Annotated in this window: 14 protein-coding genes; 3 read left to right on the top strand and 11 right to left on the bottom strand. The window is 70.6% G+C overall.

Going from position 1 to position 17,066, the window contains the following annotated elements; all coding sequences use genetic code 11:
- Positions 1–15: 15 nt before the first annotated feature.
- The 3 genes from M2163_RS30990 to M2163_RS31000 form a co-directional block, all read right to left on the bottom strand.
- On the bottom strand, positions 16–642 hold the full coding sequence (locus M2163_RS30990; RefSeq protein WP_280849604.1) for a TetR family transcriptional regulator: 627 nt from the start codon (positions 640–642) through the stop codon (positions 16–18).
- Positions 643–653: 11 nt separating this feature from the next.
- The gene (locus M2163_RS30995) at positions 654–2,192 is read right to left on the bottom strand and encodes an MFS transporter (RefSeq protein ID WP_280895621.1); all 1,539 of its coding nucleotides are present in this window, start codon (positions 2,190–2,192) and stop codon (positions 654–656) included.
- A 103-nt stretch (positions 2,193–2,295) separates the two neighbouring features.
- Positions 2,296–3,009, bottom strand: a complete 714-nt coding sequence (locus M2163_RS31000; protein ID WP_280849602.1) for a hemolysin III family protein — start codon at positions 3,007–3,009, stop codon at positions 2,296–2,298.
- Positions 3,010–3,348: 339 nt separating this feature from the next.
- Between M2163_RS31000 and M2163_RS31005 the strand changes: the two genes are divergently transcribed.
- Entirely contained in the window at positions 3,349–5,172 is a 1,824-nt protein-coding gene (locus M2163_RS31005) for a phosphoenolpyruvate carboxykinase (GTP) (RefSeq protein ID WP_280895622.1), read from the top strand.
- A 380-nt stretch (positions 5,173–5,552) separates the two neighbouring features.
- On the opposite strand, the gene M2163_RS31010 is transcribed toward M2163_RS31005, so the two are convergent.
- From M2163_RS31010 to M2163_RS31035, 6 genes are all read right to left on the bottom strand, one after another.
- Positions 5,553–6,149, bottom strand: a complete 597-nt coding sequence (locus M2163_RS31010; protein ID WP_280895623.1) for a hypothetical protein — start codon at positions 6,147–6,149, stop codon at positions 5,553–5,555.
- Complete coding sequence (locus M2163_RS31015) at positions 6,136–7,692, bottom strand: VWA domain-containing protein (RefSeq protein WP_280895624.1); 1,557 nt, start codon at positions 7,690–7,692, stop codon at positions 6,136–6,138. The genes M2163_RS31010 and M2163_RS31015 overlap by 14 nt, the downstream gene beginning before the upstream one ends.
- Positions 7,689–8,855: a toxic anion resistance protein gene (locus M2163_RS31020; RefSeq protein WP_280897343.1), complete on the bottom strand. Its 1,167-nt coding sequence runs from the start codon at positions 8,853–8,855 to the stop codon at positions 7,689–7,691. Before M2163_RS31020 ends, M2163_RS31015 begins: the two co-directional genes overlap by 4 nt.
- Before the next feature lie 24 nt (positions 8,856–8,879).
- Positions 8,880–9,944 (bottom strand): hypothetical protein, encoded by a 1,065-nt coding sequence (locus M2163_RS31025; protein WP_280895625.1) that lies wholly within the window; start codon positions 9,942–9,944, stop codon positions 8,880–8,882.
- Positions 9,945–10,329: 385 nt separating this feature from the next.
- Positions 10,330–10,761 carry a hypothetical protein gene (locus tag M2163_RS31030; RefSeq protein WP_280895626.1) on the bottom strand — a complete coding sequence of 144 codons (432 nt, stop codon included), beginning with the start codon at positions 10,759–10,761 and terminating at the stop codon, positions 10,330–10,332.
- Positions 10,762–10,850: 89 nt separating this feature from the next.
- Positions 10,851–12,062, bottom strand: a complete 1,212-nt coding sequence (locus tag M2163_RS31035) for a pyridoxal phosphate-dependent aminotransferase (RefSeq protein ID WP_280895627.1) — start codon at positions 12,060–12,062, stop codon at positions 10,851–10,853.
- 126 nt (positions 12,063–12,188) lie between these two features.
- Between M2163_RS31035 and M2163_RS31040 the strand changes: the two genes are divergently transcribed.
- Positions 12,189–12,860, top strand: a complete 672-nt coding sequence (locus M2163_RS31040; RefSeq protein WP_280895629.1) for a hypothetical protein — start codon at positions 12,189–12,191, stop codon at positions 12,858–12,860.
- A 202-nt stretch (positions 12,861–13,062) separates the two neighbouring features.
- Complete coding sequence (locus M2163_RS31045) at positions 13,063–13,995, top strand: serine protease (protein ID WP_280895630.1); 933 nt, start codon at positions 13,063–13,065, stop codon at positions 13,993–13,995.
- Between the two features lie 76 nt (positions 13,996–14,071).
- Here M2163_RS31045 and M2163_RS31050 read toward each other — a convergent pair whose 3' ends face one another.
- Positions 14,072–15,676, bottom strand: a complete 1,605-nt coding sequence (locus M2163_RS31050) for a D-aminoacylase (protein ID WP_280895631.1) — start codon at positions 15,674–15,676, stop codon at positions 14,072–14,074.
- 20 nt (positions 15,677–15,696) lie between these two features.
- Entirely contained in the window at positions 15,697–16,971 is a 1,275-nt protein-coding gene (locus M2163_RS31055; RefSeq protein ID WP_280895632.1) for an amino acid deaminase, read from the bottom strand.
- Positions 16,972–17,066: the final 95 nt, after the last annotated feature.

The following is a 17,066-nucleotide window of genomic DNA, read 5'->3' on the forward strand; positions in this document are numbered from 1 at the left end:
GGGCGGGCGGTGGTCTCAGGGCTTTTTCGGGGGGAGCCCGTGTTCCAGGACGTGCAGGGCGCGGTCGGTGAGGCCGTGCAGGTCGTCCTGCATGCCGTTCTCCGCCCAGTACTGGTAGACCTCGGTGAGGCCGCCGATGAGGGACATCGTCTGGACCCGTACCTCCAGGTCGTCGGTGTCCCGGCCGGTGCGTTCCGCGATGGCACTGGCGAGGAGCCGGCCGGTGACGGACATGCTCTCCATCATGCGGGCGCGTACCGCGGGCACCTGGATCATCAGGTGGGCGCGCAGGCGGGTGACCTCGTGGTCCACGGCGGAGACGGCGAGGGCGCGGTGCAGGATGTGCCGTACGGACTCCATCCACGGTTCGTCCAGCGGCCGGGAGCGGAGCTCTTCCAGCATGACGGGGTCGTACTCGTCGGTGAGGACGATGTCCTCCTTCGTGGGGAAGTAGCGGAAGACCGTGGACGGCGACACCTCGGCGCGTTCGGCGATCTGCTCGACCGTGGTGGCCTCGTAGCCCTGTTCCTCGATCAGGGCGTACGTGGCGTCGCGGATCGCCGTCCGGGTCTTGATCTTCTTCCGCTCGCGAAGTCCCAGCTGGGAGACGTCAGCGGGGGGTGAGGAGTGTACGGGCGTCATGGGTGCCATTCTCAGGCATGGGCCTCCTCGGCAGCCATGTCCGGGTCCGTGGGGGTCTGGGTCGGGCGGGGTGTGCCCGGCAGGAACGCGGCCGCGAGGAGTGCGGCGACGAGGGCCGCGATGCCGCAGACCAGCAGGACGACGCCCATGCCGTGGACGTACGAGGCGTTCGCGGAGGCCAGCAGGTCGGCGGAGCCGGTGCGCCGGGCGACCAGGTGTGCGGCGACCACGGACTCCCCGGCGGTGTCGGCGGCCTGTGCGGACAGTCCGGTGACGTCGAGGCGGTCGCGGAAGGTGCCGGCGAGCAGGCTGCCGAGCAGGGCGATGCCGATTGCGCCGCCGACCTGGCGCATGGTCATCAGGAGTCCGGAGCCGCTGCCGGCGCGGTCGCGGGGCAGGGCGCTCAGGCCGCCGTTCATGGCGGGGATGAGGGAGAGGCCGAAGCCGAAGCCGGTGAGGGCGAGCCACAGGGCGACGAATCCGTAGCCGGAGTCGACGGTGGTGCGGCTGCCGAGGAGCCCGGCGAAGGCCAGCACCACCAGGCCCGCGCTGACCGTGGCGCGTGGGCCGAAGCGGGCGACGACCTTCGGGGCGAGGCGGGAGGCGACGAGGAGTCCGCCCATCATCGGCAGCAGCCGGACGCCGGTGCCGAGGGCGTCGTGGCCGAGGACGGCCTGGAGGAAGGGCGGCAGCACGAACAGCAGGCCGGACAGGATGAAGTTCACCAGGGTCGCGGCGACGGTGTTGAGGAGGAAGCTGCGGTGGGTGAGCAGGGTCATGTCGAGCATGGGGCGCCGGACCCTGCGTTCGCGCAGCACCAGCGCGGTGATCAGGACGGCGGATCCGGCGAGCATGCCGAGCACCAGGGGGTCGCCCCAGCCGCGGGTGGGTGCCTCGATGATCGCGTAGACCAGGGTGCCGAGGCCGGTGACGGTGAGCGCGGTGGAGAGGGCCTCGACCCTGGGGGAGGAGGGGTCGCGGGTCTCGGGGAGCAGGAAGACGCAGGCGGCGATGCCGATGGCGGCCATCGGGACGTTGACCAGGAAGACCGAGCCCCACCAGAAGTGGTTGAGCAGCCAGCCGCCGATGATCGGGCCCAGCGGCAGGCCGAGCGCGGAGGCGGCGGAGACGATGCCGACGGCCTTGGTGCGCTCGTCGGGGGCGAAGAGCGTGGGCAGTACGGAGAGCGCGAGCGGGGTGACGAGGGCGCCGCCGACGCCCATCACCGCGCGGGCGGCGATCACCGCGTTCACATCGCCGGCCAGTGCGCCGAGGAGTGACCCGGCGAGGAAGACCGTGAGCCCGGTGATCAGCATCCGGCGTCGTCCGAAGCGGTCGCCGAGCAGTCCGGCGGGGAGCATCAGGGCCGCGAAGACGACGACGTAGGCGTCCGCCATCCACTGCTGCGCGCCGGTCCCGGCGTCGAGGTCGGCGGCCATGGTCGGCAGCGCCACATTGAGGATCGTCAGGTCGAAGCCGAGCGTCAGCATGCTCGCGACGAGGGCGGCCAGGGCCCACCAGCGACGGGGGTCCGGAGTGAGGGTTTCCATAAAATGAGAGTAACTCTCAAAAGCTATGGACTGTCAATCGGTGGAGGCATGCAAAAAAGGGCCACGGCTCGGAAGCCGTGGCCCTGGAAGGTGCGGAGATGGTCTACGTGTGCTGGTAGGCCACCAGGGAGATGCCGATGTAGTGGACGACGAAGGCGGCCAGGGTGAGGGAGTGGAACACCTCGTGGAAGCCGAAGTACCGAGGTGACGGGTTGGGCCGCTTGAGGCCGTAGATCACCCCGCCCGCGCTGTAGAGCAGGCCGCCGACGATGACCAGGATCAGGACCGCGACCCCGCCGGCGCGCATGAAGTCGGGCAGGAAGAAGACCGCGGCCCAGCCCATCGCGATGTAGCAGGGGGTGTAGAGCCAGCGCGGGGCGCCGACCCAGAAGACCCGGAAGAGGATGCCGGCCAGTGCGGCGCCCCAGATCCCCCACAGCAGCCACCGCCCCTTGCTGCCCGGCAGGAGCAGCATGGTCAGCGGGGTGTAGGTGCCCGCGATGATCAGGAAGATGTTGGCGTGATCCAGTCGGCGCAGGACGCCGTCCATGCGGGGGGTCCAGGTGCCCCGGTGGTACAGCGCGCTGACGCCGAACAGCAGGCAGGCGGTCAGGGCGTAGATGCCGCAGGCGATCCGGCCTCTGGTGGAGTCGGCGAGGGCGGTCAGTACCAGTCCGGCGACCAGTGCGGCCGGGAACATGCCGAGGTGCAGCCAGCCGCGCAGTTTCGGCTTGATCGGCTCGGCGAGCTGCTGGGCGTGCTGCTTGATCTGGTGCGGCAGAGACGGTGCTTCGGCGTCGTGGGCGGGCGGCGTCATGCCCGGCATCGTACCTACGGGGCCGTAAGTTACGCATGAGTACAGCAGGCGCACCGGCCGAGAGTGGCCATCCTCTCACGGGAGTTGACCAGTAAAGAAACGGTTGTCCGAACGCTACGTGCACGCAAATAAACGCGCTGTGTACAGAGAAAGCGTGGCGATCCTCACTCCGCTCACCTGTGATGCCCTCTGGACAGATGGGCGCTTCAGTCGGATGATCAAATGAGTGCGGTCGACACCGGATGAGCGCCAAGGTCACCACCGAAAGAGCGCGAGATGCATCCGGGTCGCAGCCCCCACGGGGCCTCCAAACAAAAAATCCCTCATCTAGGAGCAATCGTGGCGCGCGACATCGCGGCTCCCCCCGTCATCCCCACCCAGCACAAGGAACTGATCTCGTGGGTGAACGAGATCGCCGAACTGACCCAGCCGGACAGCGTGGTCTGGTGTGACGGATCCGAAGCGGAGTACGAGCGCCTGTGCGAGGAGCTCGTCGCGAAGGGCACCTTCAAGAAGCTCGACCCCATCAAGCGGCCCAACTCCTACTACGCGGCCTCCGACCCGACCGACGTCGCGCGCGTCGAGGACCGCACCTTCATCTGCTCGGAGAAGGAGGAGGACGCGGGGCCGACCAACCACTGGAAGGCACCGGGGGAGATGCGGGACATCTTCGCCGGGGAGAAGGGCATCTTCCGCGGCTCGATGAAGGGCCGGACGATGTACGTCGTCCCCTTCTGCATGGGCCCGCTCGGCTCCGACCTCTCCGCGATCGGCGTCGAGATCACCGACTCCGCCTACGTCGCGGTTTCCATGCGCACCATGACCCGCATGGGACAGCCCGTCCTCGACGAGCTCGGCTCCGACGGCTTCTTCGTCAAGGCCGTCCACACCCTCGGGGCGCCGCTGGAGGAGGGCCAGGAGGACGTGCCCTGGCCGTGCAACTCCACCAAGTACATCTCGCACTTCCCGGAGTCCCGCGAGATCTGGTCCTACGGCTCCGGCTACGGCGGCAACGCCCTGCTCGGCAAGAAGTGCTACGCCCTGCGCATCGCGTCGGTCATGGCCCGCGACGAGGGCTGGCTCGCCGAGCACATGCTCATCCTCAAGCTCACCCCGCCGCAGGGCGAGTCGAAGTACGTCGCCGCCGCCTTCCCGTCCGCCTGCGGCAAGACCAACCTCGCCATGCTGGAGCCCACGATCTCCGGCTGGACCGTCGAGACCATCGGCGACGACATCGCCTGGATGCGGTTCGGCGAGGACGGCCGCCTCTACGCGATCAACCCCGAGGCCGGCTTCTTCGGCGTCGCGCCCGGCACCGGTGAGCACACCAACGCCAACGCGATGAAGACGCTGTGGGGCAACTCCGTCTTCACCAACGTCGCCCTCACCGACGACAACGACATCTGGTGGGAGGGCATGACGGAGGAGACCCCGGCCCACCTCACCGACTGGAAGGGCAACGACTGGACGCCGGAGTCCGACGTCCCGGCCGCCCACCCCAACGCCCGCTTCACCGTGCCCGCCGCGCAGTGCCCGATCATCGCGCCCGAGTGGGAGGACCCCAAGGGCGTGCCGATCTCGGCGATCCTCTTCGGCGGCCGGCGCGCCTCCGCGGTCCCGCTGGTGACGGAGTCCTTCGACTGGAACCACGGCGTCTTCCTCGGCGCCAACGTGGCCTCCGAGAAGACCGCCGCCGCCGAGGGCAAGGTCGGCGAGCTGCGCCGCGACCCCTTCGCCATGCTGCCGTTCTGCGGCTACAACATGGGCGACTACATGGGGCACTGGGTCGACGTGGCCAAGGACAAGGACCAGTCGAAGCTGCCGAAGATCTACTACGTCAACTGGTTCCGCAAGAACGACGAGGGCAAGTTCGTCTGGCCCGGGTTCGGCGAGAACAGCCGTGTCCTGAAGTGGATCGTGGAGCGACTCGAAGGCAGGGCCGAGGGCGTCGAGACGCCGATCGGCATCCTGCCGACCAAGGACGCCCTCGACACCAAGGGCCTCGAACTGGCCGACTCCGACCTGGAGTTCCTGCTGACCGTCGACAAGGAGGTGTGGCGGGAGGAGGCGTCCCTGATCCCCGAGCACCTCAACACCTTCGGCGACCACACCCCGAAGGAGCTGTGGGACGAGTACCGGGCGCTGGTGCAGCGCCTGGGCTGACGTCCCCCGAAGACGCCGCGGCCGGCTCCGATCGTGCCCTGACCAGCAGTATCGTCACGGCCGGCCGCGGTTTCAGTACGGCGAGGCCGCACACAACGGCGTGTGCGGCTGTGGGCCCGCCCGCACCTTTCCCGTCCGCCCCGACGGGAAGCCGGTGCGGGTGGGCCCTCGCCGCGTCCCGGCTCCGCCGTGTTCCTGGTCCGGCCGCGTTCGTGAGGTCGCCGTTTTGGTGGATCGACGGTGGTCGCGCTGGGCTGCGGGCCTCGCCGCCTTCGGGCCCGCCCTGTTCCTGATGCGGCCGTTTGCTGGACTTCGCCGCTTTCCGGATCCGGCCGTTTTCAGAATCCTGCCAGCCGTGCCGTTGCCGTTCCCGCGGCTCCCTAGCGCTCCGACCGTTCCTCCAGGTAGCGGGTGTGGGTCTCCTGCCTTCTGGCCTCCGTGTCCCGCAGGGCCGCCGCCAGGTGCTCCGCGTCCTTCTTCATCAGGCCCAGCTGCTGCTCCAGATGGAGTTCCGGGGACTGGGCGCCCGGGGTCATCCTCGTCCACCAGCGGGTCCGGGCGAAGCTGTCCACCGCCTCCGGCAGGTCCCGGCGCACGATCCGGGACAGCGCGTGCACGCCCTCCGGATCGTGGGCCAGGAGCTGTGCGGACCAGGTGCGGTCCAGCAGCGCCGACAGGAGATCCGTCAGCTCACGCAGCCGGGCCGCCGCCGTGACCGACAGGTCGATGTCGGTCAGAAAGGCCCGCAGCTTCTCGAAGTCGGCCCGCACCTCGTCCAGTTGGGCCGACGGGGCCGGGAAGTCCGGCAGTGCGACCCGCTCCGGCGGGGCGACGAGCGCGCCCGCCCCGTAGAGGCCGGCCACGACCACGGGCCAGTACGGGCCCGCCACCCCCGCGAAGGTCAGCACCAGTCCGGCCAGCCCGCAGACGCTGCCCGCGATGTTCTTGCGGGACTCCAGATACCTACTGATAGCCACGGATCTCCTCGAAGGCACCGTCCAGCGAGCCCTGCCGGGCGTCGAAGAGGCGGCCGCCGGTCAGGTCGGCGATGTGGGCCAGCTCGGAGCGGTCGGAGTCGCCGAAGAGGATGGGGAAGACGGGGATCTCCCGGGCCTGGCTGCCGAGCCGGGCGTAGAAGGCGTCGAAGTCCTTCGCCTTCGCCCCGGCCGTGTTCTCGCCGTCCGTCATCAGCACGATCGACGTGAACGTGTCCCGCCCGGCGCCGAGATGGTCGTACGCCTTCTCCAGCGAGGTGTAGATCGCGGTGTCGCCGTCGGCGGAGAGCGCCGAGGTGTCCTCGCGGATGGCGTCCAGGCCGGTGTGCGGGTCCGCCGGCTCGACCACGTGCGTCCGTACGCTCTTCACCCGCGAGCCGAACGGCATCAGCGTGACCTCCTCGCGTTCGCGGAAGTCGCCGGTGAGGTCGGTGAGGGCCGTCTTGAGGCGGTCCAGGCGCTCGCCCTCCATCGAGCCCGAGGTGTCCAGCACGTACACGGTCCTCGACGGGCGGCGCAGTTCGTTCTCGTAGGAGTCGAGCAGGCCGTCGGCGACGGAACGGCTGCCGGGGAAGGGGAGTTCGCGGCGGCGGGTGGTGTCCAGACCGCTCGCCGGCGGGACCGAGGCCACCACCGGGCGGCGGTGGGTGCGCTCGGTGATCAGCCGCTGGATCCTCTCGGTGCGCAGGTCCTCCGTCACCCGGCGGACGTCCTCGCGGGTCCGCGTGTTCGTGGACCGGAGCGAGGTGAGCGGGTAGTCGGCGGTGATCACACCGTCGCGGGGGCGGATCACGGTCAGGCCCGGGACGCCCTTGAGGACGGACTCGTAGTTGAGCAGGGCGTCGACGTCACCGCGCCGGTCGTAGGCCGCGGCCAGCCAGCCCGAGGACCCCGAGGTCAGCTTCTGGCCCGTGAAGAACTCCTTCAGCCGGGGCGTGGCCTCGGTGACGTCCGCGTCGGTGAGCGCCGACTGGGCGCCGGAGAGGGCCGAGGCGACCGAGACCAGGGTGGCGAAGCCGGAGTGGGAGCGGGCCGGATCGGTCATGCCGTACGTCAGCCTCCCCTCCTGGACGGCCTGTTCGACCTGGGACCAGGTGACGTCGGCGGGCCTCCAGCCGAGGGCCTTCACCGTCGCGGACCGTACGCCGATCGCCACCGGGCTCGACATCACGGGGGTCTCGGAGACCACCTTCCGCGCCGCGTCGGGGCGCAGCCGGAGGTAGTCGTTCGAGGACAGCCACAGGGCGTCGTACCGGCCGTCGGTGCGGCCCTCGGCCAGCATCTCCACGGCGTCCAGCGTGCCGATGGGGTTCAGCTTCACCTTGACGCCGGTGTCCTTCTCGACCTGGGCGAGGACCGGGGCCATGTCACCGAGCTCGCTGGAGGAGAGGACGCGCAGGGTGCCGGGCTCGGCGGGGCCGGGGACGCCGGGCGTCGAGACGCCGCCGATCCCGTCGTCCTGCGGGGTACAGGCGGTGAGCAGACCGAGTGCCGCCAGGCAGCCGGCCAGTGCGCGTCGTCTCATCCGAGGCCCCCTTCCAGGGCGCCCTGGGACCGGCTCCGCTCCAGGTACCCGCTCGCGTGCTGGAGTTCGGCGGTCAGGGACTCGACGGTCGCGGCCATCGCCTCGGTCGCCTGGACCTTGTACGTGTCGATCGCGTCGAGGGTCCGGTAGATCTGCTGGAACGCGGAGCGCAGGGTCTCGGCGCCGACCGCGGGGTCGGCCGCGATGCGCTGGATCTCCCCGCTCTGGGTCGCGAGCATCTCGGCGTTGCCCCGGATCAGGTCCTCGGTCGTCCCGCGCAGGGCGTTGACCTGCTCGACGACCTTCTTCTGGTGGTCGAGCGCGGAGGCCAGCATCACGGAGATCCGCAGGGCCGACACGGTGGTCGTGGCCGCCCGGTCGACGCCCTTGATCAGCTCCTCGTTGTTGCGCCGTACGACGTCCATGGCGAGGTAGCCCTGCGCGCAGACGGCGAGCTGGGTCAGCAGGTCCTGGTGCTTCTGCCGGACCGGGAAGAGCACGTCGGCACGGAGCGAGTCGGCCGCCTCGGGGTCCCCCACGGCCGAGATGTGCTCTTCGACGGCCGTACCCAGGGCCTCGGTCAGCACGACGTACTCCTGGAGCTTGCCCATGGTCTCCCACAGCCGGACCCGCTCGGTCTGCAACGCCGCGTTGTCCCGCCTCAGTTCGTCCTGACCGCCCCGAAGCGATCCGACGATCCTGTTCAACGTGCCCTGTGCGGTGGCGTACTTGGCGACGTGGTCGCGCAGCCGGTTGCCCCCGGGGAGCCGGGACAGGAACTTGCGGCCCCTGGCGGCGGGCAGGTCCCTCGGGTCCAGGTCCTCGACCACGCGCCGCAGTTCGACGAGTGATCCGGCCACCTGCGACGGGGCGTCCCCGCCACTGTCCGGCAGGCTGCGCACGGTCCGCTCCAGCATCCGGTTGGACTGCGCGGCGGCGCTGCGCATCTCCCCGGCACCGAGCGCGGTGATCTCCCCGACCTTGCCCGCGAACTCGGGCGAGCGGGCGTCGAGCACGGCCAGTGACTCGACGTACGCGGAGGCCTTGCGGGCCATGTCGGTACGGACCGCGTCGTCGACGGGGACGAGCCCGCCGGCCTTCTCACGGGGCACGGCGGCCACCGGCTCGGGCGGAGTGAGCGTGAAGGTGTCGTTGTCGTTCATGGCTGTCATCAGTGGTGTCCCCCGTTATCCGCGCGCCCGTCGCGCCAGCTCGTGCAGCACCGCGGAGGTGGGCACGGGCGCCTGGCGGACGCCGGTCAGTTCCTGCTTGAGATAGGTGGCCGCCGAGGCGAACCCGGTGGCCTCGCCCTGGGGCCGGAACCCGTGCCGGACCTCCAGCGCCCGCAGCCGCGGGTCGGTGGCGAGCAGTCCGGCGAGCGCCAGGCCGTTCTCGGTCAGCGGTACGACCGTGTGGTCGCTGTTGACGGTGGTGTCCGGGTAGAGGACGACCAGGTCGTCGGGGTGCTGCCCGTCCGCGAGGAGGGAGGCGACCTGGGACTCGTAGACCAGGACCAGCGGATTGCCGGCGCCGCTGACGAAGTCCCGGAAGGCCGCGTCCGTGCTGGACTGCTGGGCGCCCTGCACACTGACGAGCTTGTGCAGCAGGGGAGTCGTCCGGGTGATCTCGCGGCCGCTCGCGACGACCTTGCCGCCGTTCGCCACATACGAGGCGGCGGCGAGGTACAGGGCGCCGGAGTTCGAGGTCTCCGGGTCGGTGCTGGAGAGGTAGAGGGTGCCGGTCAGCTCCCCGTACTTCCCCGCGCCCCTGAGCTGCTGCCAGGTGCGGTCCGCGCGGGCGGCGTCCAGGTAGGCGGCCATCTTGAGGGTGCCGCGGTGCTCGGCGTCCAGGGTGGCCAGGCCGTTGCCCGCGAGGACCTGGGCGGCGCTCTTGTGCGCCACGACGACCAGCGGCGAGTAGAAGGGGCGCGGGAGGGTCCCCCGCACCTCGTACTTCGAGGCGAGTTCGGCGGCCGGCGCCTGGCTGGACGGGAAGGCGAAGTCGTACCCGCCCAGGTCCAGCCCCTCCATGGCCCAGGACCCGGAGGTCTCGGCCTTCACGGTCCAGCCCTTGGCGGCAAGGGCCTTCACCACGTCGGGATCCGAGAAGAACTCCGCCTTCTCCGACCCGATCACTCCCTGCACGGTCTTCGTTGCCGTGCCCTTGTCCTCACTGCTGCGACCCGCCACGACGGCTGCCACCACACCGCCGACCAGCAGAACCGCGAGGACGATCCCTACGATTCGTCTCACATGGGCAGGGTGCTCCCGGAACCCAACATTCCCCGGCGGGGAGGATGAACGGGGGGTGACGTACCGGCCCCGGCACTGCAACGCCCTCAGGGGCGCGGGGAACTGCGCGACAAGCCACGACGAACCCGCACCCGCCAACCGAACAAGATCCCCACGACGCTCAGGCGCCCCGGAGGATGAACGGGGGGTGTACCGGCCCCGGCACGGCAACGCCCTGAGGGGCGCGGGGAACTGCGCGCCAAGCCACAACGAACCCGCACCCGCCGGACAACGCGAACACCACGGCGAGCAGGCGCCCGGCCCAAGCCAACGCAGTGCATGGCACCCGGTCCGCACGTCGCTGCGGATGCGCGCGGACCGGGGCCGATCAGAGGAGCCGTACGGCTCAGTGGGCGGCGAGTTCCCGGGGGTCGGCCAGAGCCAGAGCCGCGCTGTGCGCGTCCATCCGCTCCGCCGCCAGGATCGCCGCCGCCGTGTCCGCCCGGGACGCCGCCACGAGCAGCGCGCGGCCCGCCACCGCGTGGGCGCGCCGGTGCAGGTCGCCGGCGCGGGGGTTCGGGTCGAGGGAGGTCAGGGACGCACGGGCCGGTACGCCTCCGCCGCGCAGCCGGGCCACCTGTTCGGCGAGCCGCTCGGCCGCGGTGTCCAGATCGGCGGACGGGGCCAGCGCACGCAGCTCGTCCGTGACGGCGAGCAGTGCGGCGAGATGGCCCGCGAGCTGGATGTCCAGCTCCTCCTCACGGGAGCGGTGGGGGAAGTCGGTGGGGGCGTCGGCCATCGTGGAGTGGACCGACTTGGTGCGGATCGGTTCGTACATGGGATGGCCTCCTGTGCAGTCAGGAAACCATCCTAGCTTAGATTCCGTCTAAAGTTGAGCGAACCAAAAAGATCGGGTGCCGACGAGGTTTACGGCTGGCCGTACCCGTCCAGGAAGTTGCCGATCCTCCCCACGGCGTCCCGCAGATCACCGACCGTCGGCAGGGTCACCACCCGGAAGTGATCCGGCTCGGGCCAGTTGAAGCCGGAGCCCTGGACGACCATGATCTTCTCCTGGCGCAGCAGGTCCAGGACCATCCGCCGGTCGTCCTTGATCTTGAAGACCTTGGGGTCGAGACGCGGGAAGAGGTACAGCGCCCCCTTCGGCTTCACGCAGCTCACCCCGGGGATCTGCGTCAGCAGCTCGTACGCCACGTCCCGCTGCTCGACGAGCCGCCCGCCCGGCAGCACGAGGTCGTTGATCGACTGCCGTCCGCTGAGCGCGGCGACCACGCCGTGCTGTCCCGGCATGTTCGCGCACAGGCGCATGTTGGCCAGGACGGTCAGGCCCTCGATGTAGGAGTCGGCGTGCGCGCGCGGGCCGGAGATCGACATCCAGCCCACCCGGTAGCCCGCCACCCGGTACGCCTTCGACATGCCGTTGAAGGTGAGGGTGAGCAGGTCCGGGGCGATCGAGGCCGTCGGGGTGTGCGTGGCGCCGTCGTAGAGGATCTTGTCGTAGATCTCGTCCGAGCAGACCAGCAGGTTGTGCCGGCGGGCGATGTCGGTCAGCCCCTTGATCATGGTCTCGTCGTAGACCGCGCCCGTGGGGTTGTTGGGGTTGATGATGACGAGCGCCTTGGTGCGGTCGGTGACCTTGCGCTCCACGTCCGCGAGGTCGGGCATCCAGTCGGACTGCTCGTCGCAGCGGTAGTGGACGGCGGTGCCGCCGGAGAGCGAGACCGCGGCCGTCCACAGCGGGTAGTCGGGGGCCGGTACGAGGACCTCGTCGCCGTCGTCGAGCAGGCCCTGCATGGCCATCACGATCAGCTCGGAGACGCCGTTGCCGATGAAGACGTGTTCGACGTCGGTCTCGATGCCGATGGTCTGGTTGTGCATGACGACGGCCCGGCGCGCGGCGAGCAGCCCCTTGGCGTCGCCGTAGCCGTGGGCCGTCGAGACGTTGCGGAGGACGTCCTCCAGGATCTCCGGCGGCGCCTCGAACCCGAAGGCGGCGGGGTTGCCCGTGTTCAGCTTGAGGATGCGGTGCCCGGCCGCCTCCAGGCGCATCGCCTCCTCGAGAACCGGGCCCCGGATCTCGTAACAGACATTGGCGAGCTTGGTCGACTGGATCACCTGCATGTCTGGGAGCTTACGGCCCGGTAACGCTCATCGGGTCGTGTTTTCCGCCACGTGAGACGCGTCGGTTTGGACTGTTATCGCCGGTAGCTGTCCCAGCCGCCTCATCCGTCCCTAGAATCCATCGCCATGTCGAGGCCAGTCGAATACGAGTCCGGGGCACCGAAGGTCTACCAGCCGCAGCCAGCGGCGACCCCGGCGTACGACGAGTACCCGGACCCCGCGGCCGCGCACGGCTGGCAGACGGCGTACGACACGACGGCCGAGCTCCCCGCGGTCGAGCCCGCCCGGCCGGAATACGCCGACCCGGAACCGAGCGGGCCGGATCCCGTCGGCCGGGCGGCCCGTCGGCGGGCCGCCCGCGACCGGGACGGCCGGCGCTCGCGCCGGGTGGTCGTGGCCGTCGGAGCGGTCGGGGCGGCGGCTCTGATCGCGGGAGTGTCCCTGTTCGGCTCCTCCTCCGACTCCGAGCGCGCCCCGGGGAGCGGTGCGCCCTCGGCCTCCGCGGGGACGGGCGGCGCCACGGACCCGGACTCCTCCACCGGTCCGGCGGCCCCGGGTTCGACGGCCTCCGGTGAGCCGGCGTCCGGCTCCGGCGCGTCCGGCGCGTCCGGCGCATCCGGTGCGAGCGCCTCCGGGGACGCGTCCGGGCAGGCGGGGACGAGCGGGACCCCGTCGGCCACGGCCTCCTCGGACACCTCGGCCGATCCCTCGGCGGGCGACGCCACGACCACCGCCGGCGCTCCGGGCAACTCCGACGGCAAGGGGCGCGGACAGGGCGGCACGAAGAGGCCCAAGTAGCCCCTCCGGTGGGTAAGTTGAGCTCGCGGACGGCAGGCGGGCGGGTTCGTGCCGTCCCGGATGTGGAGGTGTCGCCCGTCGAGAGGCGCGGGCTCGGCACAACTTCTTGCCCCAGCGACCACCCTTCTTCACAATGTTCATGACAAACTCACGGGCGGCCGGAAGATTTCCGGTCGCCCAAGTCGCAAGAGGGGACCCCCACATGAGAAAGCCTCTCGTCGCAGCGCTCAGCGCCCTGGCACTTGCCGGGATGGGCGCGGCACCCGCGGTCGCCGCCGAACCCGCCGCCTCCGGCGTCGGCAAGAGCATCGACACGGACACCCCCGTCTCCACGGTCCACGACGTGGTCACGTCCGCCACCGCCGCCCTGTCCCAGGTCACGTCACAGTCGCCCGGCCTCAAGGCCGTGACCCTCGCCGGGACCGTCTCGCTCAGCAACTGCTCGGGTTCGGTCATCCGGTTCCCGAACTCCCTGGACACCGACCCGGCGCTGGTCCTCAGCAACGGGCACTGCCTCACCACCGGCTTCCCCGCGCCGGGCGAGGTGCTCACCAACCAGGCGTCCAGCCGCAGCTTCGGACTGCTCAACTCCTCCGGCACCCGGGTCGCCACGCTGCGCGCCAGCAAGCTCGCCTACGGCACGATGACCGACACGGACGTGTCGATCTACCAGCTCACCAGCACGTACGCGTCGATCAAGAACTCGTACGGGATCTCCGCGCTCACGGTGCAGGACACGCACCCGACCGCCGGGACCGCCATCACCGTGGCCTCCGGGTACTGGAAGCGGCTCTACAGCTGCAACATCGACGGGTTCGTGTACCGCCTGAAGGAGGGCGACTGGACCTGGAAGGACTCGGTCCGTTACACCTCCGCCTGCCAGACCATCGGCGGCACCTCGGGCTCGCCGGTGATCGACCAGGCCACCGGCAAGGTCGTCGCCGTCAACAACACCGGCAACGAGGACGGTGAGCGGTGCACGGAGAACAACCCGTGCGAGGTCGACGCCAACGGCAACGTCACCGTCCGCGAGGGCATCAACTACGCCCAGGAGATCTACAACATCCCCGCCTGCTTCACCACGGGGAATCAGCTGAACCTGAACGCGAGCGCGTGCACGTTGCCTAAGCCGTAGCGCCTACAGGGGTGCCACGAGGGGTTGTGCGGCGGGTGCGGGTCCGTTGTGGCTTGTCGCGCAGTTCCCCGCGCCCCTAAGGGAGTCGGGTGTTCCGTTGCATGGGACTGCGACGGACCGCCCTGCCCGCCAGGACCTCCGTGCGTTCGCCGTCCTCGATCACGAACTTGCCGTCGATCAGGACATGTGGGATACCCGTCGGCAGTTGGCGGGGGTTCTCGAAGGTCGAGCCCGGGGCCACTGTCTCCGGGTCGAAGAGGACCAGGTCGGCCCGGTGGCCCTCCTTGACCAGGCCGCGGTCCGGCAGGCGGAGGCGGGACGCCGGGCGGGAGGTGAGGTGGGCGACGCACTCCTCCAGGGACAGCACGCCCAACTGCCTCACGTACGTGCCGAGATACTGCGGGAACGTGCCGTAGGCCCGGGGGTGCGGCTTGGCGCCCTGAAGGATGCCGTCGGAGCCGCCGGTGTGGACCCGGTGCCGCATGATCGTGCGGACGTTCTCCTCATGGCCGACGTGCTGGAGGATCGAGGGAGCCAGCCGGTCGGTGAGGAGCAGGTGACGGGCGGTCGCCCAGCCGTCCAGACGGCGGCCCACGTACTGCGACAGCGCGGGATCCGTGACCCCCGCGATCTCGATCGTGTCCCACTCCATCGGCACCCCGTGGCAGCCGTCCGAGCCGGTTACTTCGAGGTGGTGGCGGATGCGCTCCGAGGTCTCGTCGTCCGCGAGCCGCTTGAGGATCTCCTCGGGACCGCCCTCGCTCGCCCAGCTGGGCAGCAGCGACACGAGCGTGGTGCACCCCGGGGTGTAGGGGTAGGTGTCCAGGCTGATGTCCGCGCCCGACGCCAGGGCCTCGTCCAGGAGGGCCAGCAGTTCCGGCGCCCGGCCCTCGTTCACGCCGAAGTTCATGGTGGCGTGGGCGAGATGGAGTGAGCAGCCGGCCTCCCGGGTCAGGGCGACCATCTCCGCGTAGGCCTCCAGGGCCCCCGCTCCGTACGAGCGGTGGTGGGGGCAGTAGTAGCCGCCGTACCGGGCCACCACCCGGCACAGCTCGGTGAGTTCGGCGTCCTCGGCGTACATGCCGGGGGTGTAGGTCAGTCCGGACGACATCCCCACCGCGCCCTGTTCCATGCCTTCCGCGATCAACCGGCGCATACGGTCCAGCTCTTCGGGGGTCGCCTCGCGGTCCTCCCAGCCGACGACGAGCGCGCGGACCGCGCCCTGGGGGATCAGATAGGCCGCGTTGACGGCGATGCCCCGGTCCAGGCGGTCCAGGTACTCGCCGACCGTGCGCCAGTCGAAGTCGATGTCGTCGCCGTGGCCGTTCCATCCGGAGATGGCCCGGCGGACCTCCTCCAGGGTGCGGTCGTCGACCGGGGCGTACGACAGCCCGTCCTGGCCCAGGACTTCGAGCGTGACCCCCTGCGCGGCCTTGGCGCTGTGGTCGGGGTCGCGCAGCAGGGCCAGGTCGCTGTGGGCGTGCATGTCGATGAAGCCGGGGGAGAGGACGAGACCCTCGGCGTCCAGCTCCCTGCGGGCCTTGGGGCGCTGGCAGCCCGCGTCGGCCGCCTCCTTGACGATCGACACGATCCGGCCGCCGTCCACGACCACGTCGGCGCGGTAGGAGGGGGCGCCGCTGCCGTCGACGACGTCCGCGTCCCTGATGACGAGCTCTTCCATCTCCGGGCTCCCTTCGCGTCTCAGAAGAACGTGCGGACGTATTCGACGACCGTGCCGTCGGCCTGCGTCACCGGGATCAGCTGCCACTTGTCGAAGGACGTGCACGGGTGGGAGAGGCCGAGGCCCAGCCAGTCGCCGACCTCCAGGTCGGCGTCGGGGGCGGTGGCCAGCCAGGCGTGCTGGTCGGAGAGCGCGGTCACCTCGATGCCGGTGGCCGGGCGCTCGGTGCCGCCCCGCCGCACCACCTGCGCGAAGGGGAGGTCGAGGTCGTGGGCCGCGTCCCGCTTGCCCGCGTTGGCGAAGGCCTGGCCGGGGGAGGGGCGCGAGACGATCTGCGTCCACAGCCGGAACGCGGGCTCCAGGGCGCCCTCCTCGGGGATCCGGTTGAAGGGGGTCACCTTGCGGTAGTGGCCGTCGTCGTGCGAGACGTAGGCGCCCGAGCGGAGCAACTTCAGGACCGGGCGGGAGAGTTCGGGGATCTCGGCGAAGACGTCGGCGACCGCGTCGAACCAGGCGCTGCCGCCGGCGCTGACCACGATCTCGTCGAGCCCCTCCGCCGCGAACCGTCCCGCCTTGTCGAAGTCGGCGGCCAGGGCGACGAGCCGGCGCAGCCAGGCGTGCACGCGCTCCGGGTCCGCGCCGGGGACCTCGCCCTCGTACCCGGCGACCCCGACGAGCCGCAGTGTCCCGGTGGCCGCGACCGCGTCGGCGACGGCCGCGCACTCCGCCTCCGTGCGGACACCGGTGCGGGCGCCCGCACCGGCGGCGAGTTCGACGACGACGTCCACGGGGCGGGCGCTCCCCCGCAGGGCCGCGTCCATCAGCTCGACCCCGCGCACGGAGTCGACGTAGCAGACGAAGCGGAAGTCCTCGTCGTCCGCCAGCTCGCCGGCGATCCACCTCAGGGCCGCCGGGTCCACCAGTTCGTTGGCGAGGAAGACCCGCTGGACGCCGTACGCCCGCGCGACCCGCACCTGGTGGGGCACGGCCAGGGTGATGCCCCAGGCGCCGCGCTCGAGCTGCCGCTGGAAGAGCTGGGGGGCCATGGTCGTCTTGCCGTGCGGGGCGAAGGCGAGGCCGTGGCGGGTGGCGTACGACTCCATGAGCGCCAGGTTGTGCTCCAGGCGCTCGGCCGACAGGGCGAGCACGGGGGTCGTGAAGCCGTCGGTGAAGAGGTTGCGGCGCTGGGCGGTGAGCTCGGCGACGGTCAGGCCGTCCGCGTCCGGGGGGAGGCCCTTGAAGCGGTGGTCGACGCGGTCCTCCGTGAGGCGGGCGAGCGCTTCGGAACCGGACACGGGGCCTCCCTGAAGGGTGCGTTGCAGTATGTGCAACGTGCATTGCGTATATCGCTGACTGCTGTCTAACATCCACGCCAACGCCGGGTCAATGA

The sequence above is a fragment of the Streptomyces sp. SAI-135 genome (genome assembly GCF_029893805.1).
GTDB lineage: Bacteria > Actinomycetota > Actinomycetes > Streptomycetales > Streptomycetaceae > Streptomyces.